The sequence below is a fragment of the Halonotius terrestris genome, assembly GCF_006861665.1.
GTDB classification, from domain to species: Archaea; Halobacteriota; Halobacteria; order Halobacteriales; family Haloferacaceae; genus Halonotius; species Halonotius terrestris.
On record NZ_RKLU01000002.1, the window covers coordinates 229,852 to 252,747 of the forward strand.

Genomic DNA, 22,896 nt, shown 5'->3' on the forward strand with positions numbered 1-22,896 from the left:
CGGTACTACTCATTCAAATCAAGCGAATCCAGCACCCCGGATCTGGCGAGTTGTGTATAAATCACAAGTAGGATCACACCCGCTGTGACGGTTGTAATAAGGGATATTGTTCCCGTTACAGAATCGGAAACCTGTGCAGTGAGTGCCATCGCCTGCGCCATCCCCACGAATGCAAGTACGACAGTGAGGAGTGCCACTGAGCGATTTGAGCGGATATTCCGTTTCTCTTGTTGTCGCTCGTGAGCAAATGAGTATCCCTCGCCGGTTAGTTCAATTAGATACCGAACTGGTTCACCATCTTCATATAAGCCGATTGTGTTGCTCTCGGCGAGTCCCATATTTTGAAGCGTCTTTGAAGCCGTTTTGATACCCTCGTTGGACAAGTCTGTTTGTTGTACCAAGTTGTCATCGGAATCCAATGGCTGATCTGTATCGTCGCTCGGGTGTTCCCCCTTCCCACCCATATTGTATAGTGTATCCAGCACCGTCTGCCACGGGTTTTCGTGCATAAATTCAGTTTAGATAGTGATAACTTAAAACGCTGACAACGGTAGAGAGTTATATCATTTAACCTCGCGGCCGTTCTTGGACGAAACATGGCTGACTCGCCGGAGGCGATCGCTGGCGTCGCGGATGTCGATTGTTCAGGGAAGACGGTCCTCATCACCGGCTCGACCAGTGGCATCGGGCGCGCCGCAGCACTGGCCTGTGGCCGGATGGGTGCGGACGTACTCGTCCACGGCCGCGATGCCGCCGCGGGCAACGCCGTTGTCGACGAAATCGAGTCCACCGGCGCGAGTGCGACCTTTTTCCAAGCCGACTTTGCTGAGGTCGATGCAGTCGAGGGATTGATTTCGTCGGTGCGGAAGGCGACTACTGGACTGGATGTCCTCATCAACAACGCCGGCGGCTTCTTCCGCTCCGGCGAGCTCACCGAATTGGGCGTCGAATACACCTTCCACGTGAACCATCTGAGCCCGTATCTCTTGACGACCGAACTCCTCGATCACTGCAACGACGGTGCCCGCATCGTCACGACCGCCTCCGGCGCACACAGAGGTGCGTCCCTCGATCTCGACCGCATCGAATCGGTCGACAGCTACGCTGCGATGTGGGCCTACAGCCACTCGAAGCTCGCCAACATCCTCTTTTCGTCAGAACTCGCGTGGCGACTCGGCGAGGCCGACATCGAGATCACGGCCAACAGTCTGCATCCGGGCGCAATCCCCGGTTCCGGCTTCTGGCGGTTCCTCCCGGGCCCGCTCTCGCGGCTGGTCAGCGGGGCGGGCTGGCTGCCGGGCGTCACGACGGTCGCCGATGGGGCTGCCGAACTCCTCCATGCCGCCTTCTCACCGCGCATTGCGTCCGTCTCCGGGCGATATTTCGCGTCCCAACGGCCGCAAACGCCATCGGAAGCCGCCCGCGATACCGATGCGGCCAACCGCCTGTGGTCTTACAGTGCGGACGTGCTGGACATCCCTGAACCGCTGGCCGCCGAATCGACAGCCGAGTGAGAAACTCTATTACACCGGGTCGGCCCCGAGCAGCCGCGGCAGGGCCGTGTCGGCGAAGGTGAGCCCGATCACCAACACGATCGGCGCGAAAAACAGCCCGTAGAACCCCAACACGACCGGGCCGAAAATATAGGCTAACATTAACAGCCCGACGTGCGTTCGGTTCCCGCTCAGGTACGGCCGGAGGACGATATCCGGGATCGTATCGACGAGGACGGCCGCGACGATGAGGAACCCACCGAGGTACAACAACAGTGCCGTCTGTCCCTGGAGCATGACCGGCACCGCCGCGATGATCGCCAGCGGGACGTAGACGATCTTCATCCCGATCACCGGAATCAGACTGGCAACGCCGGTCAGCGCGCCGGATAACACCGGGTACGGCACCTCGACAGCAGTGGGCACAACGGCGTTGTACCCCATGAAGACGAGCACGCCGATCAGTGAAATCACGATCACGTTGAGGAGATTTCCGAAGAGCACTGCCTCCAACTCATCGTCGGCGGCCTCGAAGAACTCCCGGACGATATCGTCGTCGTCGAACCGGAGCAGCCACGCCCGGAACGTCGAGCCCTCGATCAGGAGGTAGTAGGTAACGACAGCAATAATGAACGTGTTCAACAGCAGCCCGCTGACGAGACTGGTGGCAAAGGCGGCGTGATCGACAGCGAACCCGATGAACACGTCCAACTGCCCGGCCTGATAGGCGTTGATGATCCCGTCTATCGTCGGTTCGGGAAGTCCGTCGACGCCCTCGAACCACGCGACATCGTCGGGCACTGATTCGACGACGGGGTAGGTCTCGACGAACGACCGGATCTCGACGGCCAGCAACACGAGCGTGTAGCTGAACAGCAACAGAAACGGCACGACGAGGACGGAAATCGTCGACAACGCCCGCAGCTGTTTCGGCATCCCGAACCGGTCCAGCTTGTGGTAGAAGTTCCGCGAGGAGTAGTACAGAAAGACTGAGATCGTGAACGCGGCGATGAACTGGGAGATGAGATAACCGATGATCGCAGCCACTGCCACCCCAAAGGCGGCGACGACGGCCCGCTTTTCGTTCATACTCGGCAGCTATCGCTAAACGTATGTAAAAACTGATGGATCGGTGTCGCCGGGGGTGCTGTGACTATTTGTCGTCGCCCTCGCTTGCGAACGCCGTGAGATCGGCTTGGTCGACTGCATCGTCCGACTCCTTTTCTTCCTTCTGTGCATCCCCTGTCGTTTCGTTGTCGTCGCCAGCGGTGGCTACTGCGTTGCCATCAGCGGTTGACTCCGTTCGTAGCGGCTCTACCGACTCGCCGGCGGCGATCGTTTCCATCACGGTTATCGCTTCCTCGATCGCCGCCGCGCGGGCAACGTCGTCGGCAAAGATTGGATACGGCGGCTCGTAGCCAGCTAGTCCCTTCACCAGCCACTCCTCCGAGCCCGGTTCAGTCGGCCGCACCACCAGCGATCGGCCGTTGCCCGCGGCGTGGTACAGCGAGATATGCGTCGCTGTCGCTGTCGAGACGGTCCAGCCGTCGGGTGGATCGAGTTGCTCGTCGGTCATGGTGTGTTGCTGGTCGTGGTCTCGGTGGCGTCCGTGTCGGCTATCGCTGCCGACTGCGTTCGGGTTGCTTCGGCCCGCGGTCGATTTCGTTGAACGCGACCTCGAAGTCGCCCAACTCATCGAGACGGTCGCGGTTCTCGGCGCGCAGCGTTTCGATTCTGGATTTCAGTGCTTGGTACTCCGATAGCGATTCGAGTTCCTCGGCGGGTTTGTCGGCGCGGAGGACGCCCAGCTTCGCGGTCGCGCTGAACAGCTCTTGGATCGTTTCGCCGTACTCCTTGGCGATGAGTTGGTGCTCGATCGCCTCCAGCAGCGTTTCCCGGCCGATCGGCTTACAGAGGTAGTCATCAAACGGCATCTCAACGATGTCGACGTCCGGATCGATGGCCGTGATCATGATGATCCGGCAGTCATGACCCGTCTCGCGTGCGGTTTCCAGCACCTCATCGCCCGTGATCCCGTTCATCCGTCGATCGAGCAACATTACGTCGACGGACTCGGAATCGAGGATTTCTAGGGCCGTCGTTCCGTCATTGGCGACCGTCACCTCATACTGGACGTCCAGCCGATGGGCGTAGAGGTCCGCTACGTCGGGCTCGTCGTCGACAATAAGAACTCGCGGTACATCCGTTTCCTCGCCCCCCATTGCTTGATCAGTGTACCACCGCCAACACTCTCATTGAATTTAATTGCCCCGGATTCGCTGAGTCGTCGGCGACGGTCATCCCAGCTGACTCACCCCTGCACGACGAGAACGACGCCGGCGACGACGATGACCGTCGCACCGACCAGTCGCCACGTCACCCGCTCGTCCCCTTGGAGGAAGACCGCCGCGCCGGCGACGACGAACAGCGTGCTCAGTCCCAAGACGGGGGTGACTACCGCCACGTCGATCCGGGCGAGTGCAGCGTAGTAGGCGAGTAGATACACCGTGTTGGCGACGCTGGCGACGAGCAGCCACCGGGTCACCTGCAACGACTCGAAACCGCCGGTTCGGGCGGGTCGCCACAGCAAATATGCCGCAAACCCCGCGCCGGCTGCGAGAATACGGATCGTCACGCCGACCAGCGGCGACGTACCCTCAGCCAATCCGATCTTCGTAAAGACCGGATCGACGCCGAGAAAGAACGCGGCCGCAAGCGGGAACGCCAGCGCAATCCAGAGGTCCCGCCCCTGCGGTGTCGTCGGGCTATCGCGGCTATCGAGCGTGACGACGGCCCCGCCGAGGACCAGCAACACGACGCCGGCCAGCAGCGTCGCCGTCACCTCCTCGCCGAGGACGACCACCGCGGTGCCGACGGCGACCAGCGGGAACAGGGCTTTCAGCGGCTCCGTCCGGCTCGATCCGAGGCGTTCGATCCCGATGAAGTAACAGAGCCGGCCGACCAGCGAGCCCAACAGCCCCGCGACCGCGAAGGCGACGACCGCGCGCGGCGTCAGCGCAAAATCAGGGTACGCGACGACCGCCGCCAGCGGGAGCAACACGACGAGGTTCACGGCGTACATGACTGCAGTTACCGCGGCGACGGACTGGGTTTTCGTCCCGACTCGAACCGCGAGGCTCTGGGCCGCGAGCGCGAGGGCAGCTAACACCGCGAACCCGACGCCGACCAGCGAACCGACCTGCATGCTACTCACTTTTCGGCCTGATGGGTTGAGGGTTCGGGACTCTCGAAAAGAGTGGCGGCGTCAAACGGCGACAAGCTAGGACAGGGATTTGAACCCCGGAAGTCTCGATTACAAGTCGAGTGCATGAACCCCCCATGCTCTCCTAGCGCGGTGCCGGCCGGCAGTTAGCTTTCATCCTTTGAGTGTGTATTGGTTTCGATCCGCTTCGTGAGTTCGATCCGGTGGGGCGTGTAGTCGTGTCGCCCGTAGAACCGCCGAGCCGCGTCGTTGTCGGCGAGCACGTCGAGCGTGATCGTTTCGACACCCTCGGCGGCCAGATCGGCCTCGGCGGCCGCCAGCAACTCGCTGCCGATCCCGTGGTCTCTGGCGTCCGGCCGCACGTAGAGGTTGGCGATCTCGCCGGTCGACTCGGTTTGGCTGTAGGTGCCCTCCTCAGTGTGGAACATCACGAACCCACGGATCGATTGCTTATCGCTCGACTCCTCGCGGGCGACGAGGACGCCGCCCATGACGACGTGGCGGGCCATCGTATCGGTCGCTGCCTTACGGTTTGGTTCGGCCTCAAGCCGGGAGCCGTGTCGCTGCTGACCGGCCGCGAGGTCGATCCAGCAGTCGACGAGTGCCTCCACGTCGTCGACGGTTGCCTGTTCGATTTCCATTGGCCGACGCTGTGGGTCGCTACGAGGGGCGCGAATAAATAGCTCTGCCACGAGTCAATGTGGCGGTGATCACGGAAAGCGGAGTAGCGCGAGCGATGCGGCCGCCGGGAGCCGCATTGAGCCTGCTTGACTACGGTTCGACTCGCCTACCGCGTTCGCGTGAACTGATCGGCACCTTCGTAGAACCAGAGGTCGTTGTCTCGCATCGCCTTCCCGACGCCCTGATGCATCGAGACGATATCCTCGAACTCGCTTGCCTCGACGTGCTCGAAGATTTCGCGTAGCGGAACGACTGTCTCGTAGTCGATCCGGATCGGATCGTCGCCGAACTCTTCGACGAACTCGTCGACAACGAGCGGGAAATCCTCCTCGTCGTCGACCTTCTTGGCGATCACGGCGTGTCCATAGACGCGGCGGCCCTCGCTGCCCTGCTCCCCATCGGGATCGTGTGGCCAATCCATACCGGACGGTGGCAAGCCGGGGAAGTTAGTCTTACGCTCCGCCGCCTTCCTCCGGCGTCGACGGCGACCGCCACGCCGCGAGGGCGTTTTGTGTGGCTGCAACCTCGGGCAACTTCGCGGCCTGACCGGTGGTGAGTCGTTCCCAGACGACGAGTGCGGACGGCAGGATGAACACCGACGAGAGGAACGCATACAGCACGCTCAGCGAAATCAGGATGCCGAACGCGCCGAGGGCGGGGTTGAGCGCGAGGACGAGGACGCCGATCCCGAAGACCGTCGTCAACATGCTGCCGGTGAGCGCGCCGCCGGTCCCCACCACGGTCCGCGTGAGCGCGGGATAGAGCTCACGGTCGTGGTATTCGTCGGCAAACCGATGGACGACGTGGACGGCGTAGTCGATCCCGATCCCGACGGCGATCGCAAGGATCGTCCCGTTGAGCGCGTTGAACGCGAGGCCGAGGGCTCGCATTGTGGCCACCAAGGCGACGACGGTCACCGCGATCGGAATCACGTTGACCAGCCCCAACGACGGCCGCCCCTCGACGATCCAGTAGGCGAGGAGGAGGAACGCTGACGCGCCGAGCAGCGTCAACGCGAGGCTCTGGATCGCCGACTGGAGAATCAGTGCGACCGCCTCATCGAAGATGATGACGCTCCCGGTCGGTTGGGCACTCGCCCGGAATCCTTCGGAGACGCTGTAGGCTTCGTCAGTGACTACACGGTCGTCAGCGTCGCCATCAGCGGTGAAGATCACCTGCGCGCTGCGGCGTTCATCGCCGAGGAACCCGCTGAGGTCGCTGTCGGCCGGCTTACTGAGCGCGTTATAAATCTGGGGGAGGTTGTCGTCGGGAATCCCGTTGTCGTTGCGGTCGTTGCGCTCGACGAGGGCGCGGAATTCAGGATCGCGCTCGGCGCGTGACTCGATCAGCGTGATGATACTTTGGGTTTCGGCTTGTCGGCGATCCGACCGGAACGTCGACGGCGGATCCTGTGTCGCTCGATGTATCTGTTCGAGCGCGCTATCCTGTCTCATCGGTCCCTCGACGTACATCAACACCTGCGTGTCTTCCTGGAAGTTCCGGTCGAGGTAGTTGTTGATGCGGACGTACTCGAACTGCTCTGGCGGTCGGATCGCTTCCGGCAGCGACTGCAGATACTCCGGCGTTTCCTCGGCCGGCTGGAAGTCCTCAGGGCTAAATCCGGTACCGACGCCGGTCGCATACACCCCGCTGCCCGCTGTTGCGACAAGCAGGAGTACAAGAAACACCAGCGGCGCGCGCTTCGAGACTGTGACGCCGCCCGCTAAGAGCCGCCCGAGCAGCGAGGTTTCCGATCCCAGCGGCGTGTTCGACAGCGTCGGAATCGGGTATTTTTCTCGCGCCCGATCGACGCTCACCTTCAGCGCGGGGACGAACACACCGAAAATGAGGAACGTGAAGACGATACCGACGGCAGCGACGAAACCGAAGTCCCGTGTCGGCGGGAACGCGCTGACGAGATTCGAGAGAAACCCGATCGTTGAGGTGCCGGCGACGATGGCGAAGGCGACCGACATCTGATCGGTAGTCCGAGTCATCGCCTCGGAGATACTGAGCCCTGTGACCCGCTCTTCGCGGTAGCGATTGATCGAGTGGATACCGAAGTCGATACCGATTGCAATGAGGATCGGTGGAACCGCGATCAACAGTGCGGCGAACGGAATCCCAGCGTAGCCGATGAACCCGAACGTCCACAGCAGCGTCATTACGATCGCCAAGAGTCCGATGCCGATGTCGACGGGATCACGGTAGGCGACGGTCAAAAACAGCAGGATGAGCAACATCGCTGCTGGCAACACGAGCCCCGTGGTCGTGCCGATCGTATTCGGTGGCGTCCCCTGTACCCAGATGTTCGAGGCCTCGTCGTGAGCGATGCTGTTGATTCGTTCGACGCGGTCGGCAGGGAAGCTCGATCCGCCGCCCGGCCCGCCCGATGCGCCCGCGCCGGGGCCGGCGATGTGTGAGACGCTACCGCGAGCTGCTGTGGCCGACGCCGTTTGCCGATTGAAATCGTCGCTCAACTGGTTCGTAAAGCCGGACTGGTCGGCGGCCTCGCGGATCGCGGCGTCGATTTCGCTCGGCGAGGCGCGTTCGACCGCACGGAGCTGTGCCTCGGCTGTTGTCGCCGACGGATCGAGCGTCGTGGCGACCGTTTCAGCCGGGACTGAGACCGATTTCGCCCTGAGTTTGGATGTTTCGAGGATTCGATGGCGGGTTTCCAGTATGTCGATCAGCGACCCTTTCGATAACACGTTGGAGGACTCTTGGACGAGAGTCGTACTCGTCGTCACGTCGGTGAACGTCGGGCTGAAGTCCTCGTTGATCTCCTCGACGGCTTGGAAGGAGGGCAGATCCTCGATGAACTGCTCTTGGCCGCTCTCGGTGGTGATCGAGCCGATCCCACCGACAAACAGCACGGTGACCAGCAGGAAGGCGATGATAACCGTCTTTGAGCGGTTGACGATGAGGTCGTCGACGCGGTCGATGAGCCACTGGTACTCCATCTAAATCTGTTTACTGTTTTTTCTGTAGGGGGGCTGAAAAACGTGTCTAGTTCAGCCAACAGACCGCGGTGGTAGAGCGGTCGCTACAGCACCCCGGAAACGACAACGACTATGGGGCGGCCACGCCAACCGGCGGCCAGCGATGGACGAACGCACACGGGAGTACCTCCGCGGCCGGTTCGCCGACTACTACCGGGGGATCGAGATCTCACCCCCGCCGGCGGCCAACGAACGCGAGTGGGGGCACATCCCGTGGACGCCCGGGAGCGAGACGACGATGGTGCGCCACCAGTCACAACTCGATCTCGGCGATCTCGACGATTTTCTGACGCGGACCGCGCCGCGACACGCCTACTTCTCGGCCGCACGGTACGACGATCCCGGCGCGAGCACGATGTCCGCGAAGGGCTGGCGCGGCGCGGACCTCGTCTTCGATCTCGACGCCGACCACCTCCCCGGCGTCGACCCGAGCGAAACGACCTACAAGGCGATGCTGGCGGCGTGTAAGGACGCCCTCTACCGACTGCTCGACTTTTTGGAGGACGATTTCGCCTTTGATGACACCCAGATCGTCTTCTCCGGCGGCCGTGGCTACCACGTCCACGTCCGCGACGACTCGATTCAGTCCCTCGACAGCGACGCCCGCCGGGAGATCGTCGACTACGTCCGCGGCCGCGATCTCGACACCGACGGCCTGATCCGCGTCGTCTCCGCCGCGGGGACGAACCAGCGACTGCTCCGCACGGAGGGCGGCTGGGGTCGCCGCGTTCACCGCGAACTCACCGCGCTGACCGCGGAACTCCGCGACCGCGACCAGAGCGAGGCCCTCGATCGGCTCACCGAGTTCGATGGCATCGGTGAGGGCCGCGCGGAGACGGTGCTGGGTGCGATCAAACGCAACCCCGAGGCGATCGAGACTGGCAACATGGAAGCGGGCGGCCCCGGCATCCGCCTCATCGCCGACACGCTGGCCGGACAGGTCGCCGAGGAGCACGCCGCACCGATCGACGAGCCGGTGACGACCGACACCCACCGGTTGATCCGGCTGCCGGGATCGCTCCACGGCGGCAGCGGACTGGTCGTCACACCGATCGACCGCGATGACCTCGCCGACTTCGAGCCGCTGACCGACGCGATTCCGTCGCGGTTTACCGGCAGCGAGATTACGGTTGAGCTGCACGAGCCCCGCCGCGTCGATCTCGGCGGCGATACGATTAAGTTGGATGATGGTGTGCATTCAGTACCGGAACACGTCGGCGTCTTCCTGATGGCGCGCGACGAAGCGATCAAGGTCCCAGCATGAATCTCGACGAACTCCGGACGGTACAGTCCAAAGAACGCCGGAAAGACAGCCTCCAGCAGCTGCGGGATTCCTTCTATCAGGACGTCGCGGCCTACATTCAGGACCTGCGCGCCGAGCGCGACCGACGCGCCGAACAGGTCGACAACCCCTTCAGCGACGACGAAGTGCGTCGGCTCTCTGACGAACTCGATACTGCCGAGGAGGTCGCCGAAGCCCTCTACGAGCGACGCGTCGGCAAGGTCGTCAAACTCGCCAGCTTCGCCGCGGCGGACATGTCCGCAAGCGAGGAAGGGATGACCGTCGAGGAACAGGAGCTGTTCGACGATCTCGTCACCCGAATCAAACAGAACAAAGCTTCCGTCCTCGACGTATTGGCCGGCGAGGCTGACGCGTCGTCACCGACCGACAGCACCGAACCGACACCACAGACCGACACGTCAGCGTCGCCAGCGACCGAGGCGATGCCCGAAGACGAGCCGACCACCATCGGCGGCGCGAACGCTGAAGGCGGGCACTCACCACCGACGCCGCCGGAAGCCGAGAGCGAAACGGACGACGTGCTGGCCAACGCGATGGGCGGCGCGGCCGAATCCGAGTCGAGTTCTGAGGAGCGACCGCCGGCTGAGGACCCTGCCAGCGGTACTGATACCGATGGCACCGACGCGGCTCTCGGCGGGACTGACGCGACTGTCTCCGATGACGACAGCGTCCCCGCGCCGGACGGCGGGAGCACGACGCGCTCGCCACAGCCGAGCAATACGCCGGACGCCCAGCCGACACCCTCGTCGCCAGCAGGACCGGAATCTGGTTCCTCTCACTCAGAGCTACCACAGTCGGAGCCGGCAGACCCGACGACGGGGTCGACGACTCCCGACTCAGAGGCGACCACTGAAACGACAGCGACGCCGGACGCTGCATCGGCACTCGAAACTGAGTCGACGACACAGACTGCGTCGCAAGCGGCCGAGCCGGCAGCGACGACCGAACCGGCAGCGACTGAGTCGGACTCAGCCCAGTCAGCCGCAACCGGGGCGGCAACCGCAGCGAAGACGGTCGAGCGAGAACCGCCCGCCGAGTCAGCAGCAACTGACTCCCCGACGCAGCAGACGACCCAACAGGAATCCGAATCAACGCCAGAGACGGCCACCGCTGCCGATTCGACGCCTCGGACGATGGTTCGGATCACCGACGATGTTGGAACTATTTTCGGCGTCGACGAACGCGAGTACACGCTGCAAACGGAGGATGTCGTCACCCTCCCCACCACCAACGCAGAGGTACTGCTCAAGCAGGACGCCGCGACGGAACTCGAGTAACGCCCTGTGTCTCCGGAAGTGTACGAGCACGTCGAACGACAGGACAGTGACCACCCCGGCACCTACCGTGTCGTCGGCGTTACGGACGCGTCGGTGACGTTGCTCCACGTCGCTGACGCCGATGGCCGGCGGATTCACCCCGGTCGCACGGTGAGCGTTTCGCGGACCGAATACGAGTCGTTGCCGACGGCGTCAAACCCGGATTCGCGTGGGTCGCTGGGGGAAATGGTGACCTCGCTGCCGACGGCGATCTACTGGTCGCTTCGTGGATTTAGTCGATCGTTGGCGTCGTCGCCGGTTCGGACGCTTGCCGCGCTGGCGGCTGTCGTCGTCGGGACGTTCGGTGCTGGTCTCGTTCCGCTTCCGGAGCCGTTTCTCAATGGACTGTATCTCGGCGGTATCCTCGGGCTCGTCCTCATTGGCAGCGGTCGCGTGTGATCGAAGTGGCGAAAAAAGCAATCAGTAGCCGCGGTCGATCAGGTAGTCGGCGATGTCCTCTAGCAGGCCACGAGCCTCGTTATCGGGCAGTACCGACAGGCGATCCTTGCTGCGTTCGGTCAACTCGGCGGCCGTCTCGCGGGCGTGATCGATGCTTCCGGCGGCTTCGAGTTCGGCGACGGCGTCGTCGATCTCGCTTTCGGTCACCTCTTCGACGCTGTCCGTATCGAGGAGGTTGTCGACATCGACGCCCTGCTGGCGGGCGTGCAGCGTGATCAGTGTCTCCTTGTTTTCGACCAGATCCGAGCCGCGCTGTTTCCCGAGTTTTTCGCTCGGGACTGTCAGATCCAACACGTCGTCTTGAATCTGGAACGCTTGGCCGGATTCGATGCCGTACTGGTACATCGCGTCGACGACTTCCTCGTCGGCACCCAGTAGTTCGGCGGGGATGGCCGCCGACGCGCCGTAAAGGACGGCCGTCTTGAGCTCGACCATTTCCAGATATTCGTCGGGCAGCAGGTCGTGGCGGGACTCAAAGGCGATATCGAGGGCCTGTCCCTCACAGATCTTCGTACAGGTCGAGGAGAGCCGCCGCATCGCTGCTAAGGCGTTGGCCGGCTCGCCGCCGGTTTCGGCCATGATCTCGAACGCCGAGGAGTAGAGGGTGTCGCCGGCGAGGATCGCCGTCGAGGNGTCGTACTCGNNGTGNACNGCNGGGACGCCGCGNCGGAGGTCGTCGTCGTCCATGATNTCGTCGTGNATGAGCGTGAACGACTGGATGACCTCCAGCGACACTGCCGCTCGCATCAGATCGATCTCGTTGCCGGCCAGCGTCGGGAACGCTCGGTAGTCCCGGCTGGCGGGTTCGACATCCGCGAGTGCCTCGCCGGCCAACAGCGTCACCGTCGGCCGGAGTCGCTTGCCGCCGGCTTTCAGCAGGTAGCGGGAGGCCTCATAGAGCCGTTCGGGCTTTTTGAGCGGGAGTTCCTCGTCGATCGCGTCGTTGATCCGGCTGCGCCGCTCGTCGATGGCCGCCATCACCCGCGATTCGGTCGTGTTCGAGGTCATTCCGCCACCAGTTGGATGAGATTGCCGTTCCGGCTGAGATGCAGATCCCGGCCGAGTTCGTAGCCTTGGCTCTCACAGAGGTCGACGTACGGTGATTGGCCTTTCAGGTCTTGATGCGCCGGAATCACGTGCTGCGGCTGGAGTGCCTGTAGCATCTCGNAGTGGCCCTCCTCGCGGAGGTGNCCNGANACGTGGATGTCGTCGTAGANNCGCGCNCCCTGCATNNNNAGCAGNCGNTCACACTGGTATCGCTGCCCCTCGTTTGTCGGCTCCGGAATGACCCGCGCCGAGAAAATCACTTTGTCGCCGTNGTCGANNTCGTANGGCGTCTCNCCGCGACCCATNCGNGTNANCATNGCNCGCGGNTCGCCNTGNTGNCCCGTGACGATGGGGAGGTAGTCCTCTTTCCCCTCGTTCATGATCCGCTTGAACGTCCGGTCGACGGATTTCCGGTGGCCGTACATCCCNANGTCNNCGGGGAANTCGANGAANNCGAGNCGTTCNGCNNTGCCNGANTACTTCTCCATCGANCGNCCNANCAGNACNGGCTGGCGGCCGATGTCGNNGGCGAACTCGACNAGNGANTTCACGCGCGCGATGTGGCTGGAGAACGTCGTCGCCACGATCCCGCCATCGTAGTCCTCGACGGAGTACAGCACGTCCTTCAGGTGTTCGCGGGCGACTGATTCCGACGGGGTGCGTCCCTTCCGGCCGGCGTTGGTACAGTCCTCGATGTAGCACAGCACGCCCTCGCCTTTGCGGCCGATCTCGCGGAACCGATCCATGTCGATNGGGTCGCCGANGACCGGNGNGTGGTCNATCCGCTTGTCGAGNCCGTAGACGACCGCNCCCTCCGGCGTGTGGAGGACGGGATTGATCGCATCGAGCGTCGAGTGGGTGACGTTGACGAACTCTAATTCGACCGCGCCGCCATCGCCGATCGTCATCGTCGAGCCGGCGTCCATCTTCTGGAGGTCGTTTTCGACGTTGAACTTGTCCTCGTCGTCGATCTCCTCGCGGACCAACTCGATCGTAAACGGCGTGGCGATGATCGGCGCGTCGTANCGNTGNGCNAGNTTCGGGATNGCNNCGATGTGGTCGAGGTGGCCGTGTGTCGGNACGATNGCCTGCACGTCNCCNTCGANGTCGCTCATNACCCGGTCGTCNGGGATNGCGCCCATGTCGATCAGATCGAGGCTGTGCATCTGTTCGGTGCGGACGTTGTCGTGAATCAGGACCTGCGAGAGGTTGAGGCCCATATCGAAGATAACCACGTCGTCGCCCGCACGGACGGCCGTCATCTGTCGGCCGACTTCCTCATACCCGCCGACTGTTGCGATTTCGATTTCCATCGGTGAATCCTCCAGATAGCCCGCGACTGACAGACCGCGGGTGGAGTCGACCGTCATGGTCGTGTCTCCGTCCCTGCGAACCGGTATCGTTGCATCCGACCGGCCCGAGGCAGCCGCGGGCTCGTTGCTACGCGGCCGTTGTGCGCGTGGTGTTAAAAACTACGTGGGTTTTCGGCCCCCACTGCCGTCGTCGATTACTCGTCGTCAGCCGGCTCAAGGGAGTCCTCGGGAACGCCCGTCTCCTGGCCGTCCTCGAAGCTGATCGTGTAGGTCGCATCGCCGAACATGTTGTCGACGACCTGCGTGATCGTCCCGGTTTCGCCGTCGTAGTCGCTGTGTTTGTCGTGAAGTACCGCAGTATCGTCCTTCTCGAAGCTCATGGCCGTTCGTTTCGCCAGCACGGATAAAAACGCGTGGATTCGGGCCGCAGCCGTGGTATCGGTGCCGCCGCGTGACGCGCCAGCGACCGTCGGCTCAGTCGGCGTTGGAGACTGCCCGGTGGTAGGGCTGGCGAGCGATCATCTCACGGAGCTCGCTCAGCGATTCCGACCCCTCGCCGTGCATTGCGTTCATCACCGCGCCGACCTCCTGTCTGGAGATTTTCACGCCGCGTTCGGTGAGTGCGTCCTCCGGCCGGGCGGCCAACTCTCGCAGCGTTCCGACCGCCAGCAGGAACGGGACGCCCCACGCGGCCAGCGTGTTGCCGTGACGGAGCGGCATCGCCTGCAGGTAGCCTTCGGCGTCGTCGAGGAACGACCGGGCGTGGCTGACGGTCCGACTCACGACCGCAGCGGCGTCCTCGCGGTTGTCGGGGTCGACGACGGCCTCCTGATCGACGCCCTCCTCGGCTAGCCACTCCGCGGGCAGGTAGACGTTGTTCTCCTCGGTGTAGTCGTCGTAGACGTCCTTGGAGATGTTGACCAACTGCAGCAGAAGCCCGAACTCGACGGCGGTATCGTAGAGTCGCTGCCGGCGGTCGGCTGCGAGGTCGCCACGGGTCAGCAGATTGGTGATGAGGTTGCCGACGGTGCCGGCCGCGTAGTAGCAGTACTCTTCCAGTTCCTCGCTGTCGTCGATCCGGAGCCCGCCGGAATCGGCGTGTCGCTCGACGAACATCGCCATCCCGTCGATGAGTTCTCGCACCGGCGGGATGATCGCGTCCTGCACGTCCGCGGGCAACTCCTCGAAGGCGGCGATGATCCGTGGCGACTCGGCAACGACGACCCAGTCGTCGTCGGCCACGTCGTCAGTGTTCTCGGGCAGCCACTCGTCGACGGCGTCCCGAAACTCGGTGATATCGGTGTCGTCCTCGGGGTCGATTGCGGCGTCGTACTGGCGGAGGAGGGCGGCTTGTGGTTCCGGCGGGATGTGGTTGGCGTCCTCAACGGTGTCGGCGACCCGACAGAGGAGGTAGCCCAAACAGATGTGCGTCGACATCGGATCTTCGAGGACATCGATCGTCAGCGCGAAGGTCCGAGAGACGCCCTGAACGGCTTCGTGACACCATTCGAGGTCGGCCTCGGTGTCCGCGCCGGGGGGACGAGATACGTGGTCCGTCATTCAACTGCTCCGACGTATGGTGCGAGGCATAAAAAGTCTCTTGGGCTTGGCTTCAGTGGCGCGGTGCTGTGTTTCCACCTGCCGGCCGCCCGATCCGGTGGGAAGATTCATTTATGAGCGACTCCGTTCTCCCCACGATAGATGGAGCCATACGCACGCGGCCGACGATTGGTGCGCGAACAACCCGGGCTCGTCATTGTCGCGGCTGTTGCCCTCCTATTGGTCGCTGACCTCTTCGCAAAACTCCTCGGCGGCGGACTCACACCCGCCCGATTCGGGGGGTTCGTCTGGGACGGGCTGGTCATCGGCCTGCTGATCGGGCTGGCCGGGATCGGGCTCTCGCTGACCTACAGCATCCTCGGCTTCGCCAACTTCGCCCACGGTGATTACATCTCGTGGGGCGCGTTCTCCGGGTGGGCGGTTGCCTACCTCTTGGCTGGCATCGACCGCTATGCCGCCGGCGGCCTGCTCCTCATCGGGGCTGGCAACGGCCCCGCCCCCGGCGATGTCGGCGTCAGCATCACCAACACCCCTCTCAGTATCGTCGCCGGCCTCGTCGTCGCTGTCGCCTTTACTGTCGGCGTGTCGCTGGCGGTTGATCGATTCGTCTACCGACCGATCCGATCAGCCGACGGAATCACGCTCCTGATTGCGAGTATCGGGGTCGCCTTCGCGCTCCGGTATCTCATCGTCTTCTTCTTTTACAGCGGCCGACAGGGTGTCACCGACATCAGCCGAGTGCCGTCCTACGATCTCGGCGGTGTCGTCATCAACGCACACGAACTCACTATCGTCGTCGTCGGCCTCGCGCTGATGGTCGGCGTCCACCTCCTGCTGCAGCGAACCAAACTCGGCAAGGCGATGCGGGCGATGGCCGACAACCGCGCCCTCGCGCAAGTCACGGGGATTCCGGTCGAGGGCGTCATCCGAACGACGTGGATCCTCGGTGGCGGGCTGGCCGGCGCGGCCGGCTACCTCGTCGTCCTCACACAGGGCACCATCGCCTACGACCTCGGGTGGCTCCTCCTGCTGTTGATTTTCGCTGCCGTCATCATGGGTGGGATCGGTTCGGTGTACGGAGCCATCGTCGGCGGCCTCGTCATCGGCCTTGCGAGCCGGCTCTCGCTGATCTGGCTGACGGGCGACCTCTCCAGTTTCGCCGAACCCGTCGCCTTCGGGCTGATGATCTTCGTCCTGTTATTCCGTCCTGAGGGCATCTTCGGTGGGGTGAGTACCGCATGAGTGCCGATCGCGCCCCGATTGACCGGCTGCCGAGCGATCGGCTCGACCGGTTCCGCGAACTCCTCGAACGCTCCGATGCCGCGCTCGTCCTCACGGCGATGGCCGCGTTTTACGTCCTGTTCCTCGGCATCGGCGCGATCCTGAACTACGACCTCGCGGGGCTCATCTCGATTCTCGGTCAGGTCACGTTCTTCACGACGGTCTACGCCTTGGTCGTTCTCGCGTTGAACCTCCATTGGGGGTATGCCGGGCTGTTCAACATTGGGATTGCGGGCTTCATGGCCGTCGGCGTCTACACGATGGCGATGCTGACCGCGCCGCCGACCGGCTCCCCACCCGGGCTTGGCCTTCCGATCAGCGTCGGCATCGTCGGCGGGATGCTCGGAGCCGCGCTGATCGGCCTCGTGACCGCGCTGCCGGCCCTCCGGCTGCGCGCGGACTACCTCGCCATCGTCACGGTCGCCATCTCGGAAATCATCCGGCTGACGTACAACTCCCCGGCGTTCAGTACGTTCACGCTGCCGGGCGGGATCGCCCTCGGCACCGGCGGTGCGAACGGTATCGGTGACTTCCCGAGCAACCCGGTCCGGGCGATCTACTTCACCGATCCGGGCAGCGCGGCCTCGGGGACAACGCCGATCGGTACTGCTGTCTTCGGCTTCTTCGAGACCGTCTTCGGCGTCTTCCGGAGTGCCGTCATCGTCGATCTCACCTACGGACTGGTGCTCGTCGTGGTCGTCTTCCTCGTCTACACGCTATTGGCCCGCGTCGGCAACTCGCCGTTCGGCCGCGTCCTCAAGGCGATTCGGGAGGACGAAGTCGTCGCCAAATCCCTCGGGAAAGATACCAACCGCTTCAAAATCAAGACCTTCATGCTCGGCTGCGCGCTGATGGGGCTGGCCGGCATCGTCTGGCAAGGATTCGGCACCGGCGCGGTCTACCCGCAGGCGTTCCGCCCCGAACTGACCTTTTACATTTTCATCGCTGTCATCATCGGTGGTGCTGGCTCCAACACCGGCAGCGTGCTCGGCGGCGCGGTCTTCGCCAACCTCCTGTTCCTCCTGCCGCAGTACCTCCCCAACATCATCGAGCAGACGTTTGCGATCGAAGCCGACCCGAATAACTTCATCGCCGCGGTCGGCCCGATCGCGGCCGGCGAGATCGCCCCGCTGTTTGGCTACGTCCTGAACCAACGACTCCCGGCACTCCGATTTGTCTTCGTCGGCGTGCTGTTGGTCTACCTGATGCAGAACCGCCCCGAGGGGCTGCTCGGCCACCGCACTGAGACGGCCGCTGCTGTTGATCTGAGCGAGGGGCACACGCCGGGTGCCGCAACACAGCCGGATCCGACTGCTCCCGGCAACGAAACGGGAGGTGGCGACGATGAGTAGCGATTCAGCGGCTGCCGACGCTGGTGGCAACACCGTTGCTTCCGACGCTAACGACGAGCCGCTGCTTCGCGTCGACAACCTCCGCAAGGAGTTCGGCGGCATCACCGCCGTCGACGGCGCGTCGTTTGCGGTTGCCGACGGCTCGTTGACGGGCCTGATCGGCCCCAACGGCGCGGGGAAGTCGACGACGTTCAACTGTATTACCGGCATCCACGAGCCAACGGCCGGTACAGTCAATTTCAACGGCGAGGATATCGCGGGCCTCGCGCCCAACGTCGTCGCCGACCGCGGCCTCGTCCGGACGTTCCAGATCGCCCGCGAGTTAGCCGAGATGACCGTCCTCGAAAACCTGATGCTCGCACCCCAGCGACAGCAGGGCGAAGCTCTCTATCGGTCGGTGTTACCGAAGTTCAGAGATGGCGTGATCGAGCAGGAAACCGAGTTGCGCGAGGCGGTCTGGGAGTCGCTTGAGTTCTTCGAGATCGACCACCTCGCNNAGGAGNNNGCGGGNAACCTCTCGGGCGGCCAGCGGAAGCTGCTTGAGATGGCTCGCGCGCTGATGACTGACCCCGACATGCTGCTGTTGGACGAACCCTTTGCGGGCGTTAACCCGACGCTGGAAACGAAACTGCTCGATCGGATCAATCAACTGCGGGCTGAGGAGGGCCTCACGTTCCTGCTGGTCGAACACGACATGGACATCATCATGGAGCACTGTGATCCGGTTATCGTGATGCATCAAGGCCAAGTACTGGCCGAGGGACCACCCGAAGCGATTCGAAACAACGAGCGCGTCGTCGACGCCTACTTCGGTGACCAATAATGTCGGACGCAACTGCCACCACCGAGATCACAACCTACGAGGACAGTCTGTTGCGTGTTCGGTCGCTGGACGCTGGCTACGGCGATCTCCAGATCCTCGAAAACGTCGATCTCGACGTTGCCGACGGCGAGTACGTTACCATCGTCGGCCCCAACGGCGCGGGAAAATCGACCGTGATGAAATCCGTCTTCGGACTGACGACATACATGGGCGGGACGATCGAGTTCGCCGGCGAGGCGATCGAAGGGCTTCGCCCCGAGGAGATTATCCATCACGGGATCGGGTACGTCCCCCAATCGGACAACGTCTTCCCGTCGTTATCGGTCGAAGAGAACCTCGAAATGGGGGCGTACATCCTCGATGAGTTCCCCGACGACGCGCTGCAGGCTGTCTACGACCGATTCCCGATTCTCGAAGAGCGACGGAGTCAGAAAGCGGGGACGATGTCCGGCGGTCAACAGCAGATGCTGGCGATGGGNCGNGCGNTGATGCTCGANCCNGACCTCCTGCTNNTNGANGAGCCGTCCGCCGGGCTCGCGCCGGACCTCGTCGACGACATGTTCGACCGGATTGACCGCATCAACGANNNNGGNACNGCGNTNCTNATGGTCGANCAGAACGCNAAGGAGGCNCTCNGGCGNTGTGANCGCAGCTACGTCCTCGTCCAGGGTAAGAACCGCTACGAGGAAGACGGCGACGCGTTGCTGAACGATCCGGCAGTCAGAAAACAGTTCCTCGGCGGGTGAGATGCTGGCGGCTTAGGCCGAGAACTCGATTGTCTCGGTGGCTTCGTAGCCATCCGCGTTGAAGCTGAACACTTCGTAAGTCGCCGCTGTCAGGTCGCCGTTGGAATCGAAGTTGACCGGGCTGGAAGCACCTTGGTACTGGATCTCGGTGCCTTCGGAAGCCATCGCCAGGCCGTCGGCGAGCGTCGAGGGGGTCACTTCCTCGCCGCCGGGGTTGGCGACGGACTGCATTTGTTCGGCAATCGCCGGGCCGCTGTTTTCGCCGGCGGCGGCGTTGGCGAGCAGACAGACAGCGGTCGCGTCGAACGCCTGCGAGGTGAAGACGCCGGGTTCGGCGTCGAACTCGTTTTGATACTCGGTCGTGAAAAAGTCTCGACCCGGACCGGATGCACTCGGTGCAGTTCCTTGCACGTTCGTCATCGCGTTACCGACATCGCTCGGCAAATCACTATTCTGAAGTCCATCAGTAACGAGGAACGGCGTCTCGCCGGAGTATTCTGAGTAGTAGTCTCGGAACAGTTGAACGCCGCTTTCAGGGTAGCCGATGACAATAACGATGCCCGGATCATCGCTCAGAGCTTGACTCAGTTGCGAGCTGTAGGAACTCGCTCCTTTTGGGAACGATACCTGATTCTGAACCGTTCCACCGTAAGCCGAGACGAAGCTATCGGAGAGGGCCTGTCCGTAAGCGTTGTTGACGTACAGCGTTGCGGCCGTTGATGCACCGATGTTGTCGCTGGCGACCTGTGCCAACACCTGTCCCTGCAGTGCGTCCGATGGCGGCGTTCGCCAGATGAGGTTGTTGTCGTCGAGATCAGTGATCTCCGGTGCTGTCGAGGCTGGCGAGCAGGCGAGGACGTTGTTCGGGATGAAGACGTTTTCTGCGACTTGGATCGTGACCTCGGAGCTTGCCGCGCCGGTCACGGCCGGATAGCCGGCGTCGACAAGCGAACTCGCGGCCGTCTGGCCGGCGTTAGGATCGGTTTGGGTGTCTTCGACCTGGCTGTCGATCGTAAAGTCCGTCTCGCCTTCGAGGAGTCGGAACGGGAGCACCGCCCCGTCACGGATCGGCTGGCCGAGGTTACCGAGACCGCCCGACAGCGGCATTAGAATCCCTTGGCTAAGCGTGCGGCCACCACTGCCACCGCCGCCACCGCCAGCACAGCCAGCCAGTGCAACTGTTCCTGACACACCCACTGCTTTCACCACATCTCGTCGTCGTATGTTGTGTGACATATTTACGCACACATACCTAACAGCTTGTAATAAACCTGTGGGATAGACGCGGAATTCGCCGATGTAAGCGGGACAGTTCGTGATGAGATACTCGAAACCGGAGCGACGAACAGGTCGGGTCGTCGTCGCCGTTACCGTGAACCTATCAGCGAAGCGTGGCCGTTCTTCAATCGTGTGGGTGTAGCTGTCCGATCGCCTCGTGGACGGCGTCGGTCTGGCCCAAGATCGTAAGGTGATCGCCACACTCCAGTTCAAGGCTGGTTTCCGGCACCGTGTTCTCCTCGCCGCGGCTGACCAGCGCGACCATACAGCCCTCCGGTAGTCGCTCGTTGATGTCGCCGATGGTCTTGCCGGCCAGTGACTCGTCGGTGATTTCAACCTCCTGTACGTCGCCGCTGCGACCGAGTTCGGTCATCCACCGCGACATCGCCGGCCGCTCGATGAGGTTATCGATCGCCCACGCCGTCGACGCCGACGCCGAAATCGTCTTGACGCCGAGTTCTTCGAAGGCATCGACGTTTTCGGGCTCGTTGACGCGGGTGATGATCGTCTCAGTGCTGAACGTCGATTCGGCGAGTTGGGCGACAAGCAGGTTCGTATCGTCGTCGCCGGTCGCCGCGACGATGATTTTCGACCGCTCGGCACCCGCGGCCCGGAGGAGTTCGACATCGGTGCCGTCGCCCTCACGGACGCTGAACCCCTCGTTGCGGAGTTCCTCCGCAGCCGATTGCCGCTCTTCGATGATGACGACGTTTTCACCGCGCTCTTCGAGCCGTTCGGCCAGTTCTCTGCCGACACGTCCGCCGCCGATGATGAGTACACGCATTGGAATGACACCTAATTTCTCAGCGATCTGTCTCGCAAACCCGCCCTCGAAGACGACCGTGAGGAGGATCGTGAGGAAGACCGTTCCCGCCAGCAACGCCGCGCCCTCGGGGTTCGACTCCTGTAGCTCGATCGCAAACAGCGTCGCCACGCTCGCCGGAATAATCCCGCGCGGGCCAGCAAAACTCATGAAGAGCTTTTCGCCGCGCGTGAAATCGCTCCCCGTCGTCGAGACGAAGACCAAGAGCGGCCGCAAGACGAGGGCGATGACGGCGACGACCGCCAGCCCGGCGACGCCGAGTTGGAGGAGCGCGTCGAACTCGATGAGTGCCGACAGCGCGATGAAGACGAACGACAACACGACGATCGTCACGTCGCCTTTGAACTCCTCGATGGTCTCCTTGAACGGGATATTCGAGTTCCCGAGGAGCATTCCGGCCGTGGCGACCGCCGCAACGCCGGATTCGGTGGCGATGGTATCGGCGAGGCTGTAGGCGAAGATCGCGCCGGCAAACGTCATCAGCCGCGCGTTCTGTGGCGTCCACCCCGTCGGGAGTCGAACCTTGGTGAGGAGGAACCACAGCACGAACGCCGTCGCCATCCCGATGAACATGCCGACGCTCAGTCGCTCGACGAACTCGACCAGATACGCCGTCGCCGAGTTGCCCTGTGAGGCAAGTAACTCGAAGATGACGACCGCCAGGATCGCCGCCGTCACGTCGTTGACGATCCCTTCGGTTTCGAGGGCGGCGGCGACGCGATCCCGCACCGGCACGACCGAGAGGATCGGCGTGATCACCGTCGGCCCCGTCGCCACGAGCAGCGCGCCGACGAGGGCGGCGATGCCCCAGCCCGCGTCCAACAGATACCGGACGGCGACTGTCGTCCCGACGAACGCGATCGTCGCCCCAACCGTAATCAGCCGGATCGCTGTCGATGGCGACTCCCGCAACTTCGTGAGCGTGAGGTTGAACGAGCCCTCGAAGACGATGATGGCGACGCTCAGGCCGACGATCGTCGACAACTCCGGTCCGAACACGTCGGCCGTCACCACGGCAAGGCCTTCCGGGCCGACGATCACGCCGGCCAGAATCAGGAACAACACGCTCGGCACGCGGAACCGGTCGGCCAACACCTGGGCAGCCACCCCCAGCGCGATGATGAGGGCGACGATGATGAGCGTATCCGTTCCCCCCTCGCCGACGAGTGGAATCATACGCTCACTCCCGACACTTC

22 protein-coding genes and 1 tRNA gene are annotated in these 22,896 nt (G+C 63.1%); 8 read left to right on the top strand and 15 right to left on the bottom strand.

Annotation, left to right across the window (positions count from 1 at the left end; translation table 11 throughout):
• Window positions 1–5: 5 nt before the first annotated feature.
• Window positions 6–509, bottom strand: a complete 504-nt coding sequence (locus EGH24_RS04770; RefSeq protein WP_142979022.1) for a hypothetical protein — start codon at window positions 507–509, stop codon at window positions 6–8.
• An 87-nt stretch (window positions 510–596) separates the two neighbouring features.
• On the opposite strand from EGH24_RS04770, the gene EGH24_RS04775 reads away from it, so the two are divergent.
• Window positions 597–1,514, top strand: a complete 918-nt coding sequence (locus EGH24_RS04775) for an SDR family NAD(P)-dependent oxidoreductase (RefSeq protein ID WP_142979023.1) — start codon at window positions 597–599, stop codon at window positions 1,512–1,514.
• Between the two features lie 9 nt (window positions 1,515–1,523).
• Here the strand turns inward: EGH24_RS04775 and EGH24_RS04780 are convergent, their stop codons facing one another.
• The 8 genes from EGH24_RS04780 to EGH24_RS04815 form a co-directional block, all read right to left on the bottom strand.
• Window positions 1,524–2,582, bottom strand: a complete 1,059-nt coding sequence (locus EGH24_RS04780; RefSeq protein ID WP_142979024.1) for an AI-2E family transporter — start codon at window positions 2,580–2,582, stop codon at window positions 1,524–1,526.
• A 64-nt stretch (window positions 2,583–2,646) separates the two neighbouring features.
• Window positions 2,647–3,069, bottom strand: coding sequence for a hypothetical protein (locus EGH24_RS04785; RefSeq protein ID WP_142979025.1), 423 nt, complete (start codon window positions 3,067–3,069; stop codon window positions 2,647–2,649).
• A gap of 40 nt (window positions 3,070–3,109) precedes the next feature.
• Entirely contained in the window at window positions 3,110–3,715 is a 606-nt protein-coding gene (locus EGH24_RS04790; RefSeq protein ID WP_142979026.1) for a response regulator, read from the bottom strand.
• Window positions 3,716–3,804: 89 nt separating this feature from the next.
• A complete protein-coding gene (locus tag EGH24_RS04795; protein ID WP_142979027.1) occupies window positions 3,805–4,698 on the bottom strand; it encodes an EamA family transporter in 894 nt (297 codons plus the stop codon).
• A gap of 73 nt (window positions 4,699–4,771) precedes the next feature.
• Window positions 4,772–4,845 (bottom strand) — tRNA-Thr (locus tag EGH24_RS04800).
• Window positions 4,846–4,862: 17 nt separating this feature from the next.
• Entirely contained in the window at window positions 4,863–5,357 is a 495-nt protein-coding gene (locus EGH24_RS04805; protein ID WP_142979028.1) for a GNAT family N-acetyltransferase, read from the bottom strand.
• Window positions 5,358–5,503: 146 nt separating this feature from the next.
• Entirely contained in the window at window positions 5,504–5,818 is a 315-nt protein-coding gene (locus tag EGH24_RS04810; RefSeq protein ID WP_142979029.1) for a DUF5785 family protein, read from the bottom strand.
• 31 nt (window positions 5,819–5,849) lie between these two features.
• Window positions 5,850–8,360: an efflux RND transporter permease subunit gene (locus EGH24_RS04815; RefSeq protein ID WP_142979030.1), complete on the bottom strand. Its 2,511-nt coding sequence runs from the start codon at window positions 8,358–8,360 to the stop codon at window positions 5,850–5,852.
• A 142-nt stretch (window positions 8,361–8,502) separates the two neighbouring features.
• On the opposite strand from EGH24_RS04815, the gene priS reads away from it, so the two are divergent.
• From priS to EGH24_RS04830, 3 genes are read left to right on the top strand one after another with little or no spacing between them, the layout of a single operon-like run.
• The gene (gene priS / locus EGH24_RS04820) at window positions 8,503–9,663 is read left to right on the top strand and encodes a DNA primase small subunit PriS (protein ID WP_142979031.1); all 1,161 of its coding nucleotides are present in this window, start codon (window positions 8,503–8,505) and stop codon (window positions 9,661–9,663) included.
• Entirely contained in the window at window positions 9,660–10,979 is a 1,320-nt protein-coding gene (locus EGH24_RS04825; protein WP_142979032.1) for a DNA replication complex subunit Gins51, read from the top strand. The genes priS and EGH24_RS04825 overlap by 4 nt, the downstream gene beginning before the upstream one ends.
• Before the next feature lie 6 nt (window positions 10,980–10,985).
• Window positions 10,986–11,417, top strand: a complete 432-nt coding sequence (locus tag EGH24_RS04830; protein WP_142979033.1) for a hypothetical protein — start codon at window positions 10,986–10,988, stop codon at window positions 11,415–11,417.
• Between the two features lie 21 nt (window positions 11,418–11,438).
• On the opposite strand, the gene idsA3 is transcribed toward EGH24_RS04830, so the two are convergent.
• The 4 genes from idsA3 to EGH24_RS04850 form a co-directional block, all read right to left on the bottom strand.
• Window positions 11,439–12,485: a geranylfarnesyl diphosphate synthase gene (gene idsA3 / locus EGH24_RS04835; protein WP_142979034.1), complete on the bottom strand. Its 1,047-nt coding sequence runs from the start codon at window positions 12,483–12,485 to the stop codon at window positions 11,439–11,441.
• Entirely contained in the window at window positions 12,482–13,837 is a 1,356-nt protein-coding gene (locus EGH24_RS04840) for an MBL fold metallo-hydrolase (protein WP_142979378.1), read from the bottom strand. The genes idsA3 and EGH24_RS04840 overlap by 4 nt, the downstream gene beginning before the upstream one ends.
• Before the next feature lie 194 nt (window positions 13,838–14,031).
• On the bottom strand, window positions 14,032–14,217 hold the full coding sequence (locus tag EGH24_RS04845; RefSeq protein WP_142979035.1) for a DUF1918 domain-containing protein: 186 nt from the start codon (window positions 14,215–14,217) through the stop codon (window positions 14,032–14,034).
• 94 nt (window positions 14,218–14,311) lie between these two features.
• Entirely contained in the window at window positions 14,312–15,397 is a 1,086-nt protein-coding gene (locus tag EGH24_RS04850; protein WP_142979036.1) for a phytoene/squalene synthase family protein, read from the bottom strand.
• 141 nt (window positions 15,398–15,538) lie between these two features.
• On the opposite strand from EGH24_RS04850, the gene EGH24_RS04855 reads away from it, so the two are divergent.
• The 4 genes from EGH24_RS04855 (at window position 15,539) to EGH24_RS04870 (ending at window position 19,599) form a co-directional block, all read left to right on the top strand.
• Complete coding sequence (locus EGH24_RS04855) at window positions 15,539–16,639, top strand: branched-chain amino acid ABC transporter permease (protein ID WP_142979037.1); 1,101 nt, start codon at window positions 15,539–15,541, stop codon at window positions 16,637–16,639.
• Window positions 16,636–18,030, top strand: coding sequence for a branched-chain amino acid ABC transporter permease (locus EGH24_RS04860; RefSeq protein WP_185903235.1), 1,395 nt, complete (start codon window positions 16,636–16,638; stop codon window positions 18,028–18,030). Before EGH24_RS04855 ends, EGH24_RS04860 begins: the two co-directional genes overlap by 4 nt.
• Entirely contained in the window at window positions 18,023–18,853 is an 831-nt protein-coding gene (locus tag EGH24_RS04865; RefSeq protein ID WP_142979038.1) for an ABC transporter ATP-binding protein, read from the top strand. The genes EGH24_RS04860 and EGH24_RS04865 overlap by 8 nt, the downstream gene beginning before the upstream one ends.
• Window positions 18,853–19,599, top strand: coding sequence for an ABC transporter ATP-binding protein (locus tag EGH24_RS04870; RefSeq protein ID WP_142979039.1), 747 nt, complete (start codon window positions 18,853–18,855; stop codon window positions 19,597–19,599). Before EGH24_RS04865 ends, EGH24_RS04870 begins: the two co-directional genes overlap by 1 nt.
• Window positions 19,600–19,611: 12 nt before the next feature.
• Here the strand turns inward: EGH24_RS04870 and EGH24_RS04875 are convergent, their stop codons facing one another.
• Both EGH24_RS04875 and EGH24_RS04880 read right to left on the bottom strand, forming a co-directional pair.
• Window positions 19,612–20,790 (bottom strand): ABC transporter substrate-binding protein, encoded by a 1,179-nt coding sequence (locus EGH24_RS04875; RefSeq protein WP_246057889.1) that lies wholly within the window; start codon window positions 20,788–20,790, stop codon window positions 19,612–19,614.
• 211 nt (window positions 20,791–21,001) lie between these two features.
• On the bottom strand, window positions 21,002–22,876 hold the full coding sequence (locus EGH24_RS04880) for a cation:proton antiporter domain-containing protein (RefSeq protein ID WP_142979041.1): 1,875 nt from the start codon (window positions 22,874–22,876) through the stop codon (window positions 21,002–21,004).
• Between the last annotated feature and the right edge of the window lie 20 nt (window positions 22,877–22,896).